The 18,845-nt window shown below is 58.9% G+C and carries 18 protein-coding genes; 9 read left to right on the top strand and 9 right to left on the bottom strand.

What is annotated here, in order from left to right; all coding sequences use genetic code 11:
- Positions 1 to 13: 13 nt before the first annotated feature.
- The 5 genes from ABIE13_RS09770 to apaG all read right to left on the bottom strand — a co-directional run bounded on the left by ABIE13_RS09770 (position 14) and on the right by apaG (position 6,129).
- Positions 14 to 850, bottom strand: a complete 837-nt coding sequence (locus ABIE13_RS09770) for a gamma-glutamyl-gamma-aminobutyrate hydrolase family protein (protein WP_354442958.1) — start codon at positions 848 to 850, stop codon at positions 14 to 16.
- Between the two features lie 133 nt (positions 851 to 983).
- Positions 984 to 2,192: a YbdK family carboxylate-amine ligase gene (locus ABIE13_RS09765; RefSeq protein ID WP_354442957.1), complete on the bottom strand. Its 1,209-nt coding sequence runs from the start codon at positions 2,190 to 2,192 to the stop codon at positions 984 to 986.
- Positions 2,189 to 3,421 (bottom strand): cation:proton antiporter, encoded by a 1,233-nt coding sequence (locus tag ABIE13_RS09760; RefSeq protein ID WP_354442956.1) that lies wholly within the window; start codon positions 3,419 to 3,421, stop codon positions 2,189 to 2,191. Before ABIE13_RS09760 ends, ABIE13_RS09765 begins: the two co-directional genes overlap by 4 nt.
- A gap of 242 nt (positions 3,422 to 3,663) precedes the next feature.
- Entirely contained in the window at positions 3,664 to 5,715 is a 2,052-nt protein-coding gene (locus ABIE13_RS09755; protein WP_354442955.1) for a site-specific recombinase, read from the bottom strand.
- Positions 5,716 to 5,733: 18 nt separating this feature from the next.
- The gene (gene apaG, locus ABIE13_RS09750) at positions 5,734 to 6,129 is read right to left on the bottom strand and encodes a Co2+/Mg2+ efflux protein ApaG (RefSeq protein ID WP_354442954.1); all 396 of its coding nucleotides are present in this window, start codon (positions 6,127 to 6,129) and stop codon (positions 5,734 to 5,736) included.
- 49 nt (positions 6,130 to 6,178) lie between these two features.
- Here apaG and rpe point away from each other — a divergent pair, with 49 nt between their 5' ends.
- Complete coding sequence (rpe, locus tag ABIE13_RS09745) at positions 6,179 to 6,862, top strand: ribulose-phosphate 3-epimerase (RefSeq protein ID WP_354442953.1); 684 nt, start codon at positions 6,179 to 6,181, stop codon at positions 6,860 to 6,862.
- A gap of 209 nt (positions 6,863 to 7,071) precedes the next feature.
- Here rpe and ABIE13_RS09740 read toward each other — a convergent pair whose 3' ends face one another.
- Entirely contained in the window at positions 7,072 to 7,512 is a 441-nt protein-coding gene (locus ABIE13_RS09740) for a DsrE family protein (protein ID WP_354442952.1), read from the bottom strand.
- Positions 7,513 to 7,699: 187 nt separating this feature from the next.
- On the opposite strand from ABIE13_RS09740, the gene ABIE13_RS09735 reads away from it, so the two are divergent.
- Positions 7,700 to 8,191 (top strand): hypothetical protein, encoded by a 492-nt coding sequence (locus ABIE13_RS09735; protein WP_354442951.1) that lies wholly within the window; start codon positions 7,700 to 7,702, stop codon positions 8,189 to 8,191.
- A 36-nt stretch (positions 8,192 to 8,227) separates the two neighbouring features.
- Here ABIE13_RS09735 and ABIE13_RS09730 read toward each other — a convergent pair whose 3' ends face one another.
- Complete coding sequence (locus tag ABIE13_RS09730; protein WP_354442950.1) at positions 8,228 to 9,130, bottom strand: LysR substrate-binding domain-containing protein; 903 nt, start codon at positions 9,128 to 9,130, stop codon at positions 8,228 to 8,230.
- A 119-nt stretch (positions 9,131 to 9,249) separates the two neighbouring features.
- Here ABIE13_RS09730 and ABIE13_RS09725 point away from each other — a divergent pair, with 119 nt between their 5' ends.
- From ABIE13_RS09725 to ABIE13_RS09710, 4 genes are all read left to right on the top strand, one after another.
- Complete coding sequence (locus ABIE13_RS09725) at positions 9,250 to 9,972, top strand: RraA family protein (protein WP_354442949.1); 723 nt, start codon at positions 9,250 to 9,252, stop codon at positions 9,970 to 9,972.
- Positions 9,969 to 11,000, top strand: a complete 1,032-nt coding sequence (locus ABIE13_RS09720) for a Bug family tripartite tricarboxylate transporter substrate binding protein (RefSeq protein ID WP_354442948.1) — start codon at positions 9,969 to 9,971, stop codon at positions 10,998 to 11,000. Before ABIE13_RS09725 ends, ABIE13_RS09720 begins: the two co-directional genes overlap by 4 nt.
- A 200-nt stretch (positions 11,001 to 11,200) precedes the next feature.
- The gene (locus tag ABIE13_RS09715) at positions 11,201 to 11,929 is read left to right on the top strand and encodes a phosphoglycolate phosphatase (protein ID WP_354442947.1); all 729 of its coding nucleotides are present in this window, start codon (positions 11,201 to 11,203) and stop codon (positions 11,927 to 11,929) included.
- 136 nt (positions 11,930 to 12,065) lie between these two features.
- A complete protein-coding gene (locus ABIE13_RS09710) occupies positions 12,066 to 13,016 on the top strand; it encodes a succinylglutamate desuccinylase/aspartoacylase family protein (RefSeq protein WP_354442946.1) in 951 nt (316 codons plus the stop codon).
- A gap of 44 nt (positions 13,017 to 13,060) precedes the next feature.
- Here ABIE13_RS09710 and ABIE13_RS09705 read toward each other — a convergent pair whose 3' ends face one another.
- On the bottom strand, positions 13,061 to 13,888 hold the full coding sequence (locus tag ABIE13_RS09705) for a transglutaminase-like domain-containing protein (protein ID WP_354442945.1): 828 nt from the start codon (positions 13,886 to 13,888) through the stop codon (positions 13,061 to 13,063).
- 342 nt (positions 13,889 to 14,230) lie between these two features.
- Between ABIE13_RS09705 and trpE the strand changes: the two genes are divergently transcribed.
- The 3 genes from trpE (at position 14,231) to ABIE13_RS09690 (ending at position 17,369) form a co-directional block, all read left to right on the top strand.
- The gene (gene trpE, locus ABIE13_RS09700; RefSeq protein WP_354442944.1) at positions 14,231 to 15,730 is read left to right on the top strand and encodes an anthranilate synthase component I; all 1,500 of its coding nucleotides are present in this window, start codon (positions 14,231 to 14,233) and stop codon (positions 15,728 to 15,730) included.
- Entirely contained in the window at positions 15,727 to 16,086 is a 360-nt protein-coding gene (locus tag ABIE13_RS09695; protein WP_354442943.1) for a chorismate mutase, read from the top strand. The genes trpE and ABIE13_RS09695 overlap by 4 nt, the downstream gene beginning before the upstream one ends.
- Before the next feature lie 131 nt (positions 16,087 to 16,217).
- Positions 16,218 to 17,369: an iron-containing alcohol dehydrogenase gene (locus ABIE13_RS09690; protein WP_354442942.1), complete on the top strand. Its 1,152-nt coding sequence runs from the start codon at positions 16,218 to 16,220 to the stop codon at positions 17,367 to 17,369.
- Between the two features lie 73 nt (positions 17,370 to 17,442).
- On the opposite strand, the gene ABIE13_RS09685 is transcribed toward ABIE13_RS09690, so the two are convergent.
- Complete coding sequence (locus ABIE13_RS09685; RefSeq protein ID WP_354442941.1) at positions 17,443 to 18,267, bottom strand: GntR family transcriptional regulator; 825 nt, start codon at positions 18,265 to 18,267, stop codon at positions 17,443 to 17,445.
- Between the last annotated feature and the right edge of the window lie 578 nt (positions 18,268 to 18,845).

The raw sequence follows: 18,845 nt of genomic DNA, 5'->3' as shown, positions 1-18,845 counted from the left end.
CTTTCATCCGCCTTCAGCGAATTTTTTCGCGAACGTAGGCCATGCTGTCAGTAAGGCGCCGCATATGGCCGGCGCGGCGCGCAGCAGCCTTCAAAAAGGCCAGCATCAAGGGGCCACTGTCCAGTATGCCTGGCAGACCGTCCTCCGAGCCGCCCATGTGAAACTCAGGGTGCCACTGCACACCCATGACAAAAGGTTTTCCGGTGTGCCGAATCGCTTCGGGCACCAAATCAATGGGGCTGCGCGCTTCCAGCACCAGGCCCTGTCCCAGACGGTCCACGCATTGATGGTGAATGCTGGTGACGCGCTGTGGCTCATAGCCGTAGATGTCAGAGAGCCTGGAGCCCGGCAGAAAATGAACCTCATGGGTCAAGCGGTCGTAGTCGCGCTCGTCCTGGTGCCTGATGGCTCCTGGCCACTGAGTGGGAATATCCTGAATGAGCGTGCCGCCAAAGTACACATTCAGAAGTTGCGCTCCACGGCAGATACCCAGCACCGGTTTGTCAGCATCGATAAAGCCGCGCAGAAGATCCAGTTCGTACTCGTCGCGGATCGGATCGCTGTCGGTACTTTCCTTCCAGGGTTTGGCGCCGTAGGTCTCGGCACAGATATCAATACCGCCCTGCAGCACCAGTCCGTCCAGGCTTTCCACCAGGTCGCCCAGCGGTGCGTGCCGGCGCTTGCGGGGTACTTGCTCGTCAAGAAACGGGATCATGAATGCCACCACACCGTGGGACATGATCCACTGAGCCATGGTGCTTTCCAGAAACTGCAGCCGTTTGAGAGGCAAGCCCAGGCCCGGAGGAGGACTGTGCAGCAGGCGAGCGGAAATGCCAATGCGAAGGGTCATTTTTTTCTTGAACGTTCAGCAGTCGGTGAAAGGCGAGGGGTTTCGCAAAGATTCCCCAGTTGTCATTCTCGCGCCAAACGCTTTAAAAGGGCAGATTCAGTACGATAGCTTTCTGCCGCAGAACGTTCCATTTTCAGAGCTTTTGCCCGCGAAACCGTTGCGCCGCTTGGCGTATGACCTCGCCCAGCAAGCGTTCCTGGCCTTGGCGTTCACGCAGCCAACGGGCATCATTTCGGTTGTCTTCCACTTCTGACTTCAGCATCGCAAGTGCCTGGGTGGCACCGCATTTCTCTGCATAGGGCGCCAGCTGGGCCATGGTAGCCAGCATATGTTCTCGAAGCGGTAGGTGCTCGCCGGTCGGTGGATCCACATACACGGCATCAATTCCAAAGCGGCAAGCCTGAAACCGGTTGTAGCTGTAGACCAGGTAGTCGTCCTCGGTCGGCGTAAAAGGCCGCTCCGCTTGAAACCAGGCCGCCAGGCACTGCACATATCCAGCCAGTGCCGCTGCACGATCCACGGTCAATGGCGTATCGAAGACCCGCACTTCTATGGTGCCGTATTCGGGTTTGGGGCGAATATCCCAGTAAAAATCCTTCATGCTCTTGACGACGCCGGTGCGCGTCATCTTGTCAAAATAAGCCTCGAACTCTGTCCACGTCAGGATGCAGGGCGCCCGTCCGGAGAGCGGAAACGCAAACACCGAGTTGAGCCGCGCAGAATCAAAGGCTGTGTCATGCCCTTGAACGTAGGGGCTCGAGGCCGCCAGGGCAATGAAGTGCGGGATATACCGCGACATGCAATGCAGCGTGTAAAGGGCCGAGTCTGCGTCAGGGCATCCCACGTGCACGTGCTGACCAAATATGGTGAACTGCTTGGTCAGGTACCCATACAGCGCTGAAAGCTCATGAAAGCGCGGCTTGTCGTAGATGCGCCGCTGGTGCCATTGCTGAAAAGGGTGCGTGCCTCCGCCCACCACTGCAATGTTCAGCTTGTCCGCGCACTTGACCAGGGCATCGCGAATCTGAGAGAGCTGATCAAGCGCTTCGTTCCAGGTGTTGCAGACGTCGGTCGAGATCTCGATCATTCCGGACGTCATCTCCGGCACGACGCTGCCGGGCAGATCGATCTTGCTCATCAAGAGGAGCATGTCCTCTGCATAGGGGGTCAGGTCGTAGTCGTGCGTGTTGACGAGTTGCAACTCCAGTTCAACGCCCAGGGTCAGCGCCTTGGACTGCGCAAAAACGCCCAGGCTCGAAGTGGGGCTGTCTGTTCTGACCGAGGGGTCTGAGGGGCTCAGCTCTTGCACGATGATGGGGGATAAATTGTCTGACGTGCTCATGATGCATTTCCTCCAGAACGCTCGCCTGAAGGCAGATCTGCGTCGGGGCGTGGTTTTCCTGCTTCGCCAGTGCGGTACAGCACGGTGGTCACCAGGACCGCGCCCAGCAACTCAGTCACCAGAATCACTGGCAAGGCGATGTTGGCCACCTGGGAACCAATGGTGTGTGATGCCACGACAAACTGCGAAGTGAGCAGGAGTGCCACGGACGACATGGGTAGCAGAGCGCCGCTGACCCAGAGCGATTTCTTCAGGGAGATGCCCGTGCCTATGCCAGTTGCCACCAGGCTGATCATCTTGGCCAGAGCGCGCACCACAATCAGCACCACGACAGCCCAGGCAATGCCCAGGTTCCAGTCGGCCTGGGCGGCCATGGAAGAGACCAACACGAACATCAAGATGGTCAACATGGAAGCGGCCGTGCCCAATTGACGTGGCCACACCCAGGGTCGCGGATGGATTTGCTTGAGCAAGATGCCTCCCAGCAGAGCAACCAGCGGCGCTGATCCGCCAAACGGGGCGGCCAGTGCGGCGCAGGCTCCGATGAGTGCCAGCATGACAATGGTGGTGTCTTCACTGGTGGGATTCATGTAGCGCAGAGCGGCGGTGAGCAACCCCGCCAGCAAGCCGCCAAGCAGAAGTGAAACGCCCAGCACGGAGGCTGACGCCACCATGGAGGCCACCAGCGGCACGGCATCGGCGCGGTCGATCGAACGCAGCATGGCTGTGCCAATGGTCAGTGCGTACAGCGTATTGAGGGTGGTCAGCGCAATGGCCCTATCCGTCACCGGGCCAGAGGCGCGCAGATCTGACACCACGCGCATCAGCACGGCTGGTGAAGCCGCAACGGCGATCACCGCCAGCGCCCGCACAACCGGAAAGTCCAGGCCGAGTGCGCGCAGTGCGGCAAAGGCGGCCACAAAGGTCAGCAGCGACTCGGCCGCGCTTTGTACCAGGACCATGGGGTTGTGGCGAAACCAGCGCAAGGGCAGCCTGGCACCGGCTTCAAAAAGCACGACCGCGATGCCGAGTTCCAGCAGGAACAGACCGATACCCTGCAAGGGCCAGGCAGCTCCCGTAAATCCGGCCATCCCTGTGATGGCCCCCACGGCCGCATAGCCGACAATTTTGGGTATTCGAGCGTACCGTTGCGCCAGGTGGCCGACCAGGGCGGCCACTGCCAACAAAAGGGCCCATTCAAGCGCCGGAAGGGCCTGTGAGCCGCTCATCCAATGGGCCCAGGTGGACGGTTCTTTATCTAACAAATATTGCTCCTCGATGAAGGCGCGGGCGCATTACCCAAAGTGATGGGCCATGGCGCGAAACGGCCTGCTCTCAATTTTGGTGAATGGCCTTGTTCTTGTTTGAACAAGGACCTGGCGGAGGCTCCCTATAAGGGAGAAAGGCCCTGAACCGATATGAAGGGGGTCAGTTACAAACAGCCACACGCCGTAGGGCGTAGGACTAAAGCCTAGATACTAACGCGCTCATCACCCTCATGCTCGTCTGCTTTGTCCACAGAGCTTGTCGGCGTATGCCTCGTAGCTACGGGAAGCACAAATGAGAGGGGTTGCCGAATCATGCGCCTGCCCACGGCGCGATACAGGCGACGGCGACTGACGCCGGTGACATTGTGGGCTGTCATGGCCAGGCGGAAAGCGAAGTAAAAGCTTGATGCCAGGTTCATCAACCCTGTGACCACGATGCCGCCCACAGCCCACCAAAGTGCGGGTTCATCCAGTATTTCAGTGCCCAGTTCCACTCCCGCCGCTGCGATCTGGCCCGAGACCAACGTCACGTGCCGCACCTCGAATCCAATGCCGAAAAAGATCAATATGGGTGGCACCAGCCCCAGCATCAGGCCCAGGGAAATATTGGCGGTATAGCTGGAAACGTGGGTTCTCCAGTAGCGCCCCCAACGCTCAGCCCGCTCTGTACCCAATGCGCGCGTACTTCTAGGGTGGTAGGCAATGATGGAGTCCAGCCTGTTGAATACAAACCAGTTTTCTACCCAGCCGGCGATCACGCTGGAGGCAAAAAGCAGTCCGCCCGTGGCGGCGGCGAACAGCACCGTGGGGCCCAGCATGTGGTGGTCGGTCAGGATTTTTTCGGAATGATGTGTGTCCAGTACGCCATCCCAACCCAGGTGGTGCAGGCCATAGGTAATGAGCATCGCCATGGGTATGACCACCCCGACGTTGCCCATGATGGCCGCAAATTGTGAGCGCAGCAGATACACCACTTCGGTCACGAAATTCTCTACAGCGTCCGGGGCATCCATGTTTTTGAGCTTGGCGGCCAAGGCTGGGGCCGTCATCGCAGGTTGCTTGGTGGCCACGGTCCAGTGCAGCAACATGATGATGACAAACGACGCTGCGTAGTTCATTCCGGACATCAATCCGCCCCAGAAAGCCGAAAGGCCGAGTGAGACGATCAGCAACTTGGCCCAGGTCGTGAAGGCCAGAACAAAGCCGCCACCCGCCGCATTGCGCAGCATGCGGGCATAGTCTCTAGGCGTGCGGGTAATGTAGTGTTCCCCGGTCTCGGCATTGCGCTCGGTCACCTTGGCAGCCAGCAATTCTGTACTGGTACGCATAAGTGAGCGAACACTTCGACTGTCGCGGTTCACGCGGACCAGGTGTGAAAGCAGTTGAGCAGTCGCCAGTGCGGGTGCATCGGTTTCCAGGCAGAGCAGCAGCGCTTTGACGCGGAGAATGCGCTGGCGAAGCTGACGGAGCTGGAATTCAATGTGTACGGATATGCCGTGTTCCTGCAAATGTGCGTACACCGAGTAGGCGGCCGCACGGCAGGAGTCGAGCTGCTCGCGAAGTTGGTTGATTGCCAATAGAGACGGTTCGCTTTCCCTGCCGAACTCCAGTACGGCTACGCGTACTTTCTCAAAAGTTGTAGGCAGGGCGTGGAACGGCCGCGCCTGCCTGGCCTCCGGTGACATGCGGGTACGGATATCCGGCGACAGGCCTATGGCATTGATCTGGCCCAGCGAGTAAGTCAGGGCGTCAAGCAACACGCGCTGGGCGTAGTCCGCAGCAGTTGTCTGGCCCTGTGCATCCGCCCTGAATAGAAGCGAACGCAGGCGGCGAAGCGTGTCCGTGTCCAGCGCCCGCAGCCAGCGGGCGTCGAACTCGCTGGGGAACAAAAGATCAAACAGTTCGCCCAAGTCAGTCGTCTCGGGCGTGGCCGGCAGTAGCTTGCGCCGTACGCGGTTAACGAATTCACTGAGAAACGCAGCCCGGGGGGCAAAACCCAGATCCGCCAGCAGCGGAGTGGCGTCCGTGGTGGAAAGAAACTTGGCCCACCAGAAGTGCCAGAGTTTGAGCCAGTCGGGGCGCAATTCGGCCGCATCCAGGAGTGAGCGGACACGCGCCACCGCTGCCTGCGGATCTTCTGACTCACCCCGGACCCAATCGAGCAGTCCAATCAGCCATAAATGGCGCTGCGGCAATGGTGCGTCAGGATCGATCGCGCGCAGTATATGAATCAGCTCAAGCTGAGTGGTGGACATGACGAGAGAAAAGGCGAATTAATGGAGCACGCGGGGACCGGCGTTGCCGCCGGTCGTGGCATCCAGCACAAAAAGAGGTATTTCGACTTCAAAGCGTTCGCCGTCCGCGGCTACGCAGAAATAGCTGCCGTGCATGGTGCCATTGGCAGTGCGCAGGCGGCAACCACTGGTGTACTGAAAGGCTTCGCCGGGCTTGAGCAAGGGCTGCTGGCCCACTACGCCCAGGCCGCGCACCTCTTCGGTGTGGCCCTTGGCGTCGTTGATGATCCAGTGCCGGGAAATCAGTTGTGCCGGGACCTCGCCGGTGTTGTGTACGGTAATGGTGTATGAAAAACCATACATTTCACTACCCGGCTCCGATTGATCGGGCAGGTATTGCGGCTCTACCTCCACGCTGAACTGATATTTAGGCATAGTGCCTATGGTAACTGCGCGGCCACAGTAACTGCGACAATCCCAACCCATGAGCACGACCTATCGCATCGCCCCATCCATACTTTCAGCTGACTTTGCCCGGCTGGGGGAGGAGGTTAAGAACGTCATCGCCGCTGGCGCAGACTGGATTCATTTCGATGTCATGGACAACCACTATGTCCCCAATCTGACGTTTGGACCCATGATCTGCCAGGCCATCAAACCTCACGCTGTGCGTGCAGATGGCCAGCCGGTGCCCATGGACGTGCACATGATGGTTCAGCCCGTCGACGCGTTGGCGCAAGCGTTTGCGCAGGCTGGCGCTGATCTGATCAGCTTCCACCCGGAAGCCAGCGCCCATCCGCATAGAAGCGTGCAAGCCATCAAAGCCGCAGGGTGCCAGGCAGGTCTGGTGTTTAACCCGGCCACGCCGCTTGACGTGCTGGATTGGTTGATCGACGACATAGACCTGGTCCTCATCATGAGCGTCAACCCAGGTTTTGGCGGTCAGGCCTTCATAGACAGCGCCTTGCGTAAAACGGAAGCCGTCCGTAAACGCATCATCGCCTCAGGCAAGGACATCCGGCTGGAAGTAGACGGTGGCATCAAGGCCGCCAACATCCGCCAGGTCGCAGACGCCGGCGCCGACACATTCGTGGCAGGCAGCGCTATCTTTGGCCAAAAAGATTACGCAGCCGTCATCAACTCCATGCGCGAAGAATTGCGCAAGTAGCCAAGACTCTCGCCCTGCCAACGCCTGACGTCTCGCAAGGTGCAAAGGGTGCCAGAGTGCGAGGGATGTGGTGGATGTGGTGTCCGTTTTTCTCCCTCTCCCGCTCGCGGGAGCGGGCAGGGGTGAGGGCAAGCAGCGCATAAACGATCCCTAAGCCTGGTTTTCACCCCAACGAGACCCCCACAACCCCTCCCCAGTCATCCCAACCCCTAAGGCTTGATATAGGCGTACTGCTCTCGCGTCTGCAACTCAGCAATGCGCACCACTCCTGAAGGGGTGAAATCCGCATCCATAATGAACCGGTCCTTCTTCAAGTCGCGACTCTTGAGCGTGATCTCGCAGATCTCGAACGTGACTCCGCGGGCCTTCAGTGCGCTCACCAGCGACGCGTAGTCGATATTCGGATTTTTCTTGTCCTTGGCGCCTTCCATCAGGAAGTCGATGCCTTCGGCGTGCGCGACCACCACGATCTTGGTCTTGGGCGACACGTCCAGGTGGTTGCGGATATTGCGCAGCCCCTTGGTCGCTTGCATCTCGGCGTTGTCTATGTGGTAGACCACCTTGTCCTGGGCGAGCGCCTGGCCAGATACCGTTATGGCGCTCAGTGCAATGGCTGCAGCGCCCAGCCAGCCGCGAATCGATTTGAACATATCCATCTCCTTAGTCATCAATGCAGGGCGCAACGCTACCACAGCCAGAGCAAACAGGAGCGCAAGCGCATGGGCTCTCGGACCCAATGTCCCCAGGTACCAGTAGGAGAGCACTGCGCGGCCATCGCTCCTATCCCGAAGCTCCGCTACCATGCTCCAGGCACGTTTCCATAAAAACCCAGGAGCCATGATGATGACCCTTGAAATTCTCGCGGCCCAGATCCGCGAAGTCCTCATTCGCGAAAACAGTCCTGCCAGCCGGGAGCAGGTTGCGGGCTTGCTCAAGAGCGCCCTGCGCGGTGAGGATTTTGTGGCGGCACAGTTTGTGAATGAGGTCGGTCAACGCAAAGTGCTTTACGAAGATCCCACCCTCGGCTTTTGCATCGTGGCCCATGAGTACCAGGGAGCGAAAAGCAGCGGTCCGCACGACCATGGGCCGTCCTGGGCCATCTACGGCCAGGCAGAGGGGGAGACCCTCATGCGTGACTACACCCCTGTGGCCCCGGGCCAAGTACGCGAAGAGAGAAGCTACCTCATGCGCCCTGGCGACGTACACGTCTACAACGAAGGCGCCGTGCACAGCCCGAGCCGGGTCACAAGCACGCGGCTGATCCGCATAGAAGGTATGAACCTGGCTGGCGTGGTGCGTTCGGAGTGCAAGGTCGTCGAAGGCGCATAGACGGATTCCCTCCAGCCTGCACGCGCGCTCCCCTATCTACGACGCAGCAGGTACGCCATGGTCCGTGGCCTCTTCAAGTATCCAATCCCGGAACTGGCAGACAAAGGGGTCTTGCGACAGGCGGTTGGGGTAGATGAGATAAAACGCGTCCATCGAATCTGCCACCTGAGGAAAAGGGGCAACCAGGCGCTTGGCGCGTAGATCATCGGCCACCAGCACGGCTTGGCCCATGGCCACGCCCGCGCCCGAAATGGCCATCTGATAAGCCAGGCTCACGCTTTCAAAGGTAATGCCTTGGTCTGGATCAATACCTTTCGCGCCTGCGGCGTCTAGCCAGATACGCCAGTATCCCGGCCGGGCAGATGACTGGAGCAACGTGGTGCGGAGCAAGTCGCGGGCGGTTTCGAACGGACCCACCTGCTCCAGGAGCGCTGGACTGCACACCGGAGTCAGGCGGATCGGCATCAAGCGGTGGCTAACGCAGCCTGGCCATGATCCTCTGCCAATGCGGATGGCCACATCGGTCGTGGTCGAATTGCGGTCGATGGGGCCAAGAGACGTGGTGAAAATCACCACCCGGTCCGGATGTTGTTTGCGAAACGCCTGCAGCCTCGGCACCAGCCAGCGCTGTCCGAAAGTCATGGGGCACCAGATATGCAAAGGCCGCCGACCCTTGGAGGTGCGGATTTCGTCTGTGACATCGGAGAGCTGCACCAGCAGATCGCTGACCGTCTCGAAATACCTCAATCCTGCAGGCGTCAGTGTGATTTGCCTGTGAGACCGCTTGAAAAGCGCCACCTCAAGGCTTTGCTCCAGCTTGGCCAACTGCCGGCTGGCCGCCCCCGGTGTGACAAACAATTCTTCTGCTGCCGCTTTCACACTACCCGTGCGGCCAATGGCCTCAAACACGCGGATGGCATTCAGGGGAGGCAAGCTCATCTTGGATGTTCGAGAAGTTGGAGTGAATTTAATGCAATCGAAGCGGAATTTTAGTCGCTTGAGCAGCTTGCGCTGAACGTCCAAAATCGGGTCAGGTTCAAGTTTTCAGGAGACATTTGATGGACATTCGGCTTACTGGCAAGATTGATAAATCCCGCATCCGCCACATGAGCGTTCCCCGGGCGTCAGAGGAAGTTCTGGCCGGTTACCGCGCGCTTGAGGATGCGAGCGGCGTGATCTCTGACGTCATGGACCGGTTAGGAATTCCCGGGGTGGTAGGTGCCTCGGTACTTAAGCCCACGATTGGCGGAAAATCAATCGTCGGCACGGCGCTTACGGTGCGCAACGTGCTGCAGCATGGCCACGAGTACGAGGCGGCAAAGAAGGTCGCCAACCGCATGGCCGAGTTCGAAGCGCACAACCTGGCCCAGCCTGGTGATGTTCTGGTCATTCAGGGCGTGGCAGGCGTGTCCAACATGGGGGGAATTTCGGCGCAGACGGGCAAACGCCATGGCGAAGTCGGCGCCATCATCATGGGCGGCATCCGCGACGTCGCCCATTCTCGTGCTGTGGACTATCCCGTCTGGGCATCCGAGATCACACCGCGTACGGGCAAGTGGCGGATTGAGACCATGGAGATCAATGGCGACGTGGAGATTGCAGGCGTGCGGGTGTCCTGTGGCGACCTGGTTTATGCAGATGACACCGGCGTGTGTTTCGTGCCCATTGCCCGGGCGGCAGAAGTGCTGGCCCTGGCTGAAAAAATCGCGGCCGCGGAAGAAATCAAATGCCAGGCTATTGATGCGGGCGTTCATATCGCCGATCTGCCCAAGACCGAATGAACATCACCACGAGAGCCGCAACGGAAACTGCCATGTTCACACTTCGGTCACTGCCCCGATTCACTCGCACCGTCCTGGGCAGCTTGCTGCTGCCCCTGGCGCTGATTCCATCGGGCGGCGCCATCGCGCAGTCTGATTACCCCAACCGCCCTATCAAGCTTATCGTGCCCTTTGCGCCCTCGGGCGGCGTAGACACGCTCGCGCGTTTGATGGGTGAGCATCTCTCAAGGCGCCTGGGCCAGCCTTTTGTCATCGATAACCGGCCTGGCGCGGGCACAACCATTGGCAGCCTGGCGGTCGCGCGCTCTGCGCCAGACGGCTACACCCTGCTCATGGCCAGCTCTTCCTTCACTGCGGCCACCGGGCTCTATCCCTCGTTGGCCTACCAGATTGACAAGGACTTCGCCCCGGTGGCCCTGCTGGCCAACTCGCCGGTTGTGCTGGCAGTCAGCCCCAAGACCAAGGCCAGCAGCGTGGCGGAAATTGTTCAATCTGCCAAGAGCGCGCCGGGCAAACTCACTTCGGCGACCTATGGAAACGGATCGGCACCGCATCTGGTGTCTGAATTGTTCCAGCAGATGACCGGCGTGAAGTTTCTGAATGTGCCCTACAAAGGAGGTGGCCCGGCCGTGCTCTCCACCTTGATGGGAGAGACCGACATGCTCTTTCCTACCATCTTGCCGGTGCGCGCCCATGTGGCGTCAGGCAAGCTGAAGGTCCTGGGTATCGGCTCTGCCAAGCCTTCTTCCTTGATGCCCGGCGTTCCCACGTTCAAGGAGCAGGGCGTGGATCTGGTGGCAGGTACCTGGTTTGGGGTGGTCGCACCCGCCAAGACCCCCACCGCCATCATCGAACGGCTGAACAAGGAAATTCTGGCATTGGCCAAAGAGCCCGAGTTCATGAAGACGCTGACCGGGGAAGGCGCTGAGTTCATGGGTGGAACACCTGCGGAATTTGGCAGCTTCATGCAGGCTGATCAGCGCCGCTGGACCAAAATCATTGCAGACAGCCAGATCAAGGCAGAGTAGGCCGGCCTTCCGCGAGTTAAGTGCTCTAAGGTACGGGACCCCTGGGGGCGCCAAGCTCCAGCTTGGTAACTTCGGGGCCTTAAGCCAACGCTGAGGCCAGCGATCAACACGGTCTGGGTCCGGCGAAGCTCCCATGCGCTGGAGGGCTTGTGGCGAAAGGGGCTTTACTATTCTGGAATTGCAAACTCAATTTCATAGTTGTGAACTCCATTTCGGCACTCAAAGATATCCGCGCTTGCATCGTGGATCTTGATGGCACTTTGATAGACACTTTGGGCGATTTCGAGGTCGCTCTCAACGCCATGATGGCCGAGCTCGGACGCCCCAGCGTCAACTCAAGCGATATTGCTCGCTGGGTCGGCAAGGGCTCTGAGCATCTGATCAAAACCGTCCTCCTGAACAGCTTCAAGGGAACTGAAGCGCTTGGCGATGCGGCAGTGGAAGAGCTGATGCCTGCGGCATGGAAGCACTACCAGGCCACCTATTTGCGCATCAACGGGCAGCACAGCGCAGTGTTCCATGGAGCGCAAGAAGGGTTGGCGGCCTTGCAGGCAAGAGGTTTGCCGCTGGCTTGCTTAACCAACAAGCCGCTAGACTTTGCATTGCCGCTACTGGAAGCAAAGGGTCTTTCAGGCTATTTCAGCCACGTCTTCGGTGGCGACAGCTTTCCCCGCAAGAAGCCCGACCCGCTTCCGCTTATCGAAACCTGCAAAGCTTTGGGAACTGCGCCGTTCCAGACCCTGATGATCGGTGACTCCGCCAACGACGCCCAAGCCGCGCGGGCAGCCGGCTGCCCGGTGGTGCTGACCACCTACGGCTACAACCATGGCGAACCCGTGGAGGCAGTGGATGCCGACGGATGGGTGTCCTCGCTTGTTGATATCGAAGCCTGGATGGGCGAAACGGCGGGGCGCAACTGGAAGTCCTAGCAGGCTGTCGAACTTGGAGCGCCGATCCTCCTGGGGGCTACAGTCGCATCTGGCGTTGTCAACAGGGCCGCACCGCCTGGCTTGCAGGCACAATGGCTAATGGTTTACAAACAGACGCCAAAGGAGACCTGTCAACATGGATGGTGGAAATGAGCTGATCAGGCGTGCTGCAGCGACCCCTCAGGTGCTGCAGTGGCATACCTGGGCATCGCTGACACCTGGTCCCTCATTGGTGGTACTGGGTGCGGTGCACGGCAACGAGACCTGTGGCACCCACGCTATTTTTCGTGCCATTGACGACCTGCAGCACGGCCGTCTCCTGCTGCGGCAAGGGCGACTGACATTGGTACCCATTGCCAACCCTCTGGCGTTTGGCACAGACACGCGTGAAGGCGATCGCAACCTGAATCGTCGCTTCGTTCCACGTCTGCAACCGCAGGATTACGAAGATCACATCACCGCTCAGTTGGCGCCATTGCTCGCCACGCACGATGCTCTGCTGGATCTGCATTCTTTCCATACCCCTGGAGATCCGTTCGCCATGGTGGGCCCGCGCAACAACGACGGTGCGCGCGAACCCTTTAAACGCGCAGCGGAGGAGGCAGATCTGGCCCGGGCGCTTGGTGTCAATAAAGTGGTGGAAGGCTGGCTGGAGGTGTATGACCGCGCGGCGCTTGCGCGTGGTGAGCCTCTGGATGAAGAGGGCATAGGCACCAATGAATATATGCGCAGCCAGGGCGGCTACGCTGTGACCATCGAATGTGGCCAACACAAGGATCCGGAAGCCATCAGGGTGGCCGAGCGTGCCATCCGGGGCGCCCTGGCGTTGTTGGGCATGGCAGATGTGCCTGCACCGTCTCGCTATGACGGTCCTGCCGCAAGGCTCAAGGATGTCGTCCTGCGTGAGTCTCTGAACGATGAGCTGGCAGCCGATTGGCACAGCTTCGATGTGGTGAAAGCAGGCGATCTGATCGCCCGCCGCGCAGATGGTCGGGAGCTAAGGGCCCCTTACGATGGCACTGTGCTGTTCCCTCATCCCGAAGCGGACGTGGGCCAGGAATGGTTCTACCTGGCAGAGCCGAGCTGACCTGACCAGGGCGTGCTAACACGCCCTGACTTCAGCAAGCATCCTTAAACCTGGACTTCTGCCAACTCGTCAGAGATGACTTCAAATCTCGCAAGCGAGTTGGGGCCGAACACCATGGTGATAGGCACGTCAGCAGCATCGCGGCCAATGGCCATCACAATGCGGCCGATGCGAGTGCGGTTGTGCCGCGCATCGAAGGTGTACCACTTGTCGCCCAGATAGACCTGAAACCATGCGCTGAAATCCATAGGAGGGGGCATGGGCGGGATGCCAATGTCCCCAAGATAGCCTGTGGTGTAGCGGGCTGGAATGTTCATGGCGCGGCAGAGCGTGATGGCCAGGTGCGAGAAGTCTCTGCACACGCCCACCTGCTCCCGCCAGCCCTCTAGAGCCGTTCGATTGGCGCGGGCCTGCATGTAGTCAAAGCGAATGTGCTGGTTCACATAGGCGCAGATGGCGCGCACGCGCTCCCAACCAGATTCGATGTAGCCAAACTGATTCCACGCAAACCCAAGCAGTTCACTGTCAACTTCGCAGTAGCGGCTGGGCAAGAGGAACTGAAGCGTCTCGGCGGGTAACTCGGCCAAAGGCACTTGACGGGCCTGTGGGTTGATTTCATCGAGCTCACCGCTGTCACGCACCGTCGCGCTGTTGGTGATGCGGATGCTGGGCGTACCAAAAGGAACAACGATCCGTGTGATGACGTTGTCGAAGGCGTCACGGTACTGGTCGATTGGAAGCGCGGGCTCGGTTCTAAGAACCTCAGGAGCTAAAAGATCATGCTGACGCGAAGGATGCACATTGAGCGCACCCAGCAGCATGGTGGGCGCATTGACGTTCAGTTCAATGTCGTAGCCGATCTGGATGTGCATGAGAAAAGCTGACCTGGTAGAGAGAAAAGAAGGGGGCGGTATTTGCGGGTTCTTCTATTGAATACTTTTATTTGCCAGCTAGATGCAGGAGAAGTGCTTGAGTTCATGTCAGGAACCTCCCTGCGCCGCTTTGCTAAACTATTGGATATGTTCATTCACCGCAATGTCGTTTCACCACTGGGCAGTGCTGCCCAGGGGGCGTGGCCCTGGCGTAAGCCTGCACGCTGACTTGTCGAATCGCGCCTGCAACGGGCGCAAGGTGGCGTCTCTGGTACCTCAACCAGACGCCAAGGTAAGAATGAACGGCAGAACACGCTGCCACTGAGCTTGGAGGCTCCAACCGTGATAACTGAACTTGAATTCAAAAGCCTGACTTCGCAGGGCTACAACCGCATTCCCTTGATGGCAGAAGCCTTTGCCGATCTGGAAACCCCTCTTTCACTGTATTTGAAGCTCGCCGGGGGTCAGGGTGGGGGCAAGTACACGTTTTTGCTTGAATCTGTCATAGGCGGTGAGCGCTTTGGCCGCTACAGCTTCATTGGCCTGCCCGCCCGCACCATTGTTCGGGCCAGCGGGTTTGGTGAAGAAGCTCGCACCGAAGTGGTCACGGACGGAAAGGTCGTCGAAACCTTGCAAGGCAATCCCCTGGATGCCGTTGCCGCCTACCATCAGCGTTTCAAGGTCGCACTGCGGCCTGGCCTTCCCCGTTTCTGCGGCGGCCTGGTGGGTTACTTTGGCTATGACACGGTCCGTTATATCGAGAAAAAGCTCGAAAAAACCTGCCCCCCGGATACGCTGGGCACACCCGATATCCTGTTGATGCACTGCGAAGAGCTGGCCGTGATCGACAACCTCTCGGGCAAGCTGTATCTCATCGTCTACGCCGATCCGGCGCAACCGGAGGCCTACGCCAAAGCCAAGAAGCGCCTGAAGAACCTGCGCGAACAGCTGAAGTATTCGGTCAGCGCACCTGTCGTCAAGCCTACGCAGAATCACCCGCCTGAAAGAAGTTTTGCCAAGGCAGACTACATCGATGCAGTGGAAAAAGCCAAGGAGCTCATCGCCGCAGGTGATTTCATGCAGGTGCAGGTGGGGCAGCGCATCACCAAGCGCTACACCGAATCACCCCTTTCACTGTACCGGGCGTTGCGTTCGCTGAACCCCTCGCCGTACATGATCTATTACGACTTCGGAGATTTTCACGTCGTCAGCGCCAGCCCTGAAATCCTGGTGCGCCAGGAAAATACGCCTGAAGGCCAAAAGATCACCATTCGTCCTTTGGCCGGCACACGCCCACGCGGTGCTACGCCTGAGATCGATAAAGCCACAGAGCAAGAGTTGGTCAACGATCCCAAGGAGCGCGCAGAACATGTGATGCTGATCGACCTCGCACGAAACGACATCGGCCGTATCGCCAAGACCGGCAGCGTGAAAGTCACGGAAGCATTCGCCGTCGAGCGCTATAGCCATGTGATGCACATCGTCAGCAATGTCGAAGGCATCCTCAAAGACGGCATGACCAGCATGGACGTCCTGAAAGCCACTTTCCCTGCGGGCACTCTCTCAGGTGCTCCCAAGGTGCATGCCATGGAAGTGATCGATCAGCTGGAGCCCATCAAGCGTGGCATCTATGGCGGTGCCTGCGGCTACATCAGCTATGCGGGCGACATGGACGTGGCCATTGCCATACGCACTGCCATCGTCAAAGATCAGCAACTGCATGTACAAGCTGCCGCTGGCGTGGTGGCAGATTCCGTTCCTGAAATGGAATGGAGAGAAACTGAACACAAGGCAAGAGCCCTGATGCGTGCCGCAGAACTCGTGGAAGAAGGACTTGAATGACCACTCGTGCGATTGATAGAACAAAAACCTGCGCCAGCATGACCGAGGTGCGTGCGCATGTGGATGCCATGGACGACATTCTGGTTCCATTGCTGGTAGAGCGCGGCGGCTACATGACCCAGGCCGCCATCAACAAGCCCCGCGCCGCCTTGGTGCGGGACGAAGCCCGCATCGAAGCCATCGTGAAACGGGTGCGCGCACGTGCTGAAGCCGAAGGCGGACAACCCGACGTGATCGAAGCCATCTACCGCGGCATGATGGAAGCCTACATCGCTTATGAGCACCGCGAATTCGCGCGTCTATGTGCGGAAGGCCGTAAGAATGAGAGCGCCCAAGCCTTGTCCGTCGCGTCTTGAGTAAGTCGGCGCCTGCGGCCTCGCAGGCGCCGGCTTGGATCACAATGCACTAAGCTTTCTCTGTATTTGCTTTGGACTTGGTCACCCACGCCGGTGATCAATTTTTCTCTTCTGAATATTCAAGCCTGCAGATGCCATACACATTTCAGACCGTTCCGCAAATCACCATCCACGCTGGAGCCAACGCCCAGTTAGGGCAGCTTCTGGCGCAGCGATTTACCCCGGGCCGCCTGATGCTGGTCACTGACAGGTTTCTCGTGACCAGCGGACTGATCGCTCCGGCGTTGCGGTCGCTGGAGGAAGCTGGCTGGCAAGTCCTGGTGTACGACGAGGTTCAGGCAGATCCACCGGATCATGTGGTCCGCGCTGCAGCCGATAAGGGTCGGGCGTTTGGCGCTCAGGTAGTGCTGGGGTTTGGCGGTGGCTCTTCCATGGACGTCGCAAAACTCGTCGCAGTACTTGTAGATTCGTCACAACCTCTGGAGAGCATGTACGGCATCGATCAGGTCAAGGGCCATCGCGTTCCGCTCATACAAATCCCCACCACGGCAGGGACCGGCTCTGAAGTCACGCCCGTTTCCATTGTCACGACAGGTGAGACCACCAAGAGCGGTATCGTTGCCAGCCAGTTGTACGCAGATATGGTGCTTCTGGATGCAAGCCTGACCACGGGCCTGCCTCCTGCGGTCACTGCCGCCACGGGCATAGATGCCATGGTGCACGCGATTGAAGCGTACACCAGCAAGCACAAGAAGAACCCCCTCTCCGATCTGGCTGCAACCAAGGCGCTCGCGCTGCTTTCCGGCAACTTGCTCACCGTCGTGAAGAACGGGAGCGACCTGCAAGCACGCGAAAACATGCTGCTGGGGTCCATGCTCGCAGGGCAGGCCTTTGCCAATTCCCCGGTCGCTGCCGTTCACGCCTTGGCCTACCCCTTGGGTGGCCATTTCCATATTCCGCACGGTTTGAGCAACGCTTTGGTTCTTGGGCACGTCCTGCGCTTCAATGCAGAAGCTGCTGCGCCGCACTACGCAGAGTTGGCAGACGTGGTCGCACCGGGTGGAACCGGTAGTGCCGAAGCAAGAGCAGTCGCTTTTATCTCAGCCATAGATGCATTGGTGGCGGGGACGGGCTTGTCCATGCGCCTTCGCGATCACAAGGTGTCTGAGAGCATGCTCGAACGCCTGGCCGCTGACGCCATGCTTCAGCAACGCCTGCTTATGAACAATCCCAAGGATGTGACAGAGGCTGACGCGCTGGCGATCTACCGCGCTGCGTACTAGGGCGAGTTCGCACTAAATGCGCCCCGGCGTGAGTCTCTGGGGAGCCGCAATCAAGGCGCAAACCGCAGCCGGGTTAGACACCCGGCGAGGCTTGCGCAGATTGGCCACTCACTGTGGTCGCTGTGGCCGCAGCGCTAGCCTCGGGCAGACGCACGTCCCCGTGCACCAGTTCCAGCAGTTCCCGGTCCACCACGAATCGGTCGCTGTTGTAGGTGCTCCACCCGGCATAAACCACATAGCCTCTGGCATCGACATAGACGCGCTGGACGACCGCTATAGGCGCGGCCAAAGGACACTTCAGCGCGGCAGCCTCCTCAGGGTTTGCGGAAGACACGCTGATGCGCTCGCGCGCCGAAATGAGTGGGGACTTATTGACGGAGCGAACCAGCCGGGAAACCTTCAAGCGCTCCGCTGCCGTGGGAGGAAAGAGATCGAAGAGATCCTGCGACACATGGATGCTTGAGAAGGCGTAGGGAATCTGGCCATCAGAATCGACTTTGGTAATTCTGACGTAGGCTTTTTCGGGCTGACCCAGGCCTTCAGCAAAGCTCGGCAATGACAGGTCTCTCACTTCACTGAGGATGCGAGCGTTAAAGCCGGGCAATTGTTCCAACGGAGCAGCGACACCGGTCGACAGCGTGCGTTCATAAAGCCCTGAGTGGACTACGGTAGTACGGCGTCCACGCCGGGCTGAAAGCAGCCCCTCGCTCACCAGCATCTGCACCGCTTGTTTAGCGCTCACGCGTGCAACCCCATACATCTCGCTCAGCTCGTCAAGTGTTGGAATCTGGTCTCCAATTTTCCATTCCCCGCGCGTTATCCGCCCACGCAGCACACTGGCCAATTGTGAGTACAGCGTGGCCCCTGTGGAGGGTTGAAATGGGAAGTGGTCACTCATGGATCAGAATGATAAAGGGGGCCAGTTAGCCTGATGGGTTGGATACAGCGACGCCCTCCATCGGTGCCGCGATGGGAAGCGGGCACTCCCCCAAAGCATTTCCAATGCGGCAAAGAGCTTGCGGAGATTGCGCTCTGCACGTCCGATCGCTCGACCCAATCCAGTCAAGTCACCTCCAGCTTTAAAGGCCTGCTCTGCCACCGTCAGAAGCATTGCGCGCGCCCGGCCTCGACCTTCTGGCCTTGACCGAGGGCACAAGTAAGAAACACAGCCGTTGACAAGTGCTAATCATAGACCTTTATGTAAGACATGAGCATAGATATGAATTTATATGAAAAATTCTTTGCATGGTTGACATAATTAATTTACTAGGTCTATTATTAGGCCTAGCTTGCGCCCTGCGGTGTTTCTAGCGCCCGACGATGGATTGCCAGCGATTGTTCAGAGGCTATTGATTTCACAGGAAATGGCATGAAAGTCCAATTGACGTCGGAGCAAGAGGCGATTCGAGAGGGCGTGGCGGCGGTGTGCGCACGCTTTGGAGATGACTACTGGTTGCGCAAGGACAGGGAAAAGAA

Origin of the sequence: Ottowia thiooxydans (assembly GCF_040548795.1) — a bacterium.
In the GTDB taxonomy this organism is placed as follows: domain Bacteria; phylum Pseudomonadota; class Gammaproteobacteria; order Burkholderiales; family Burkholderiaceae_C; genus Ottowia; species Ottowia thiooxydans_A.
Note: the sequence above shows the minus strand (reverse complement) of the source record. Positions and strands in the feature narration are given on the sequence as shown.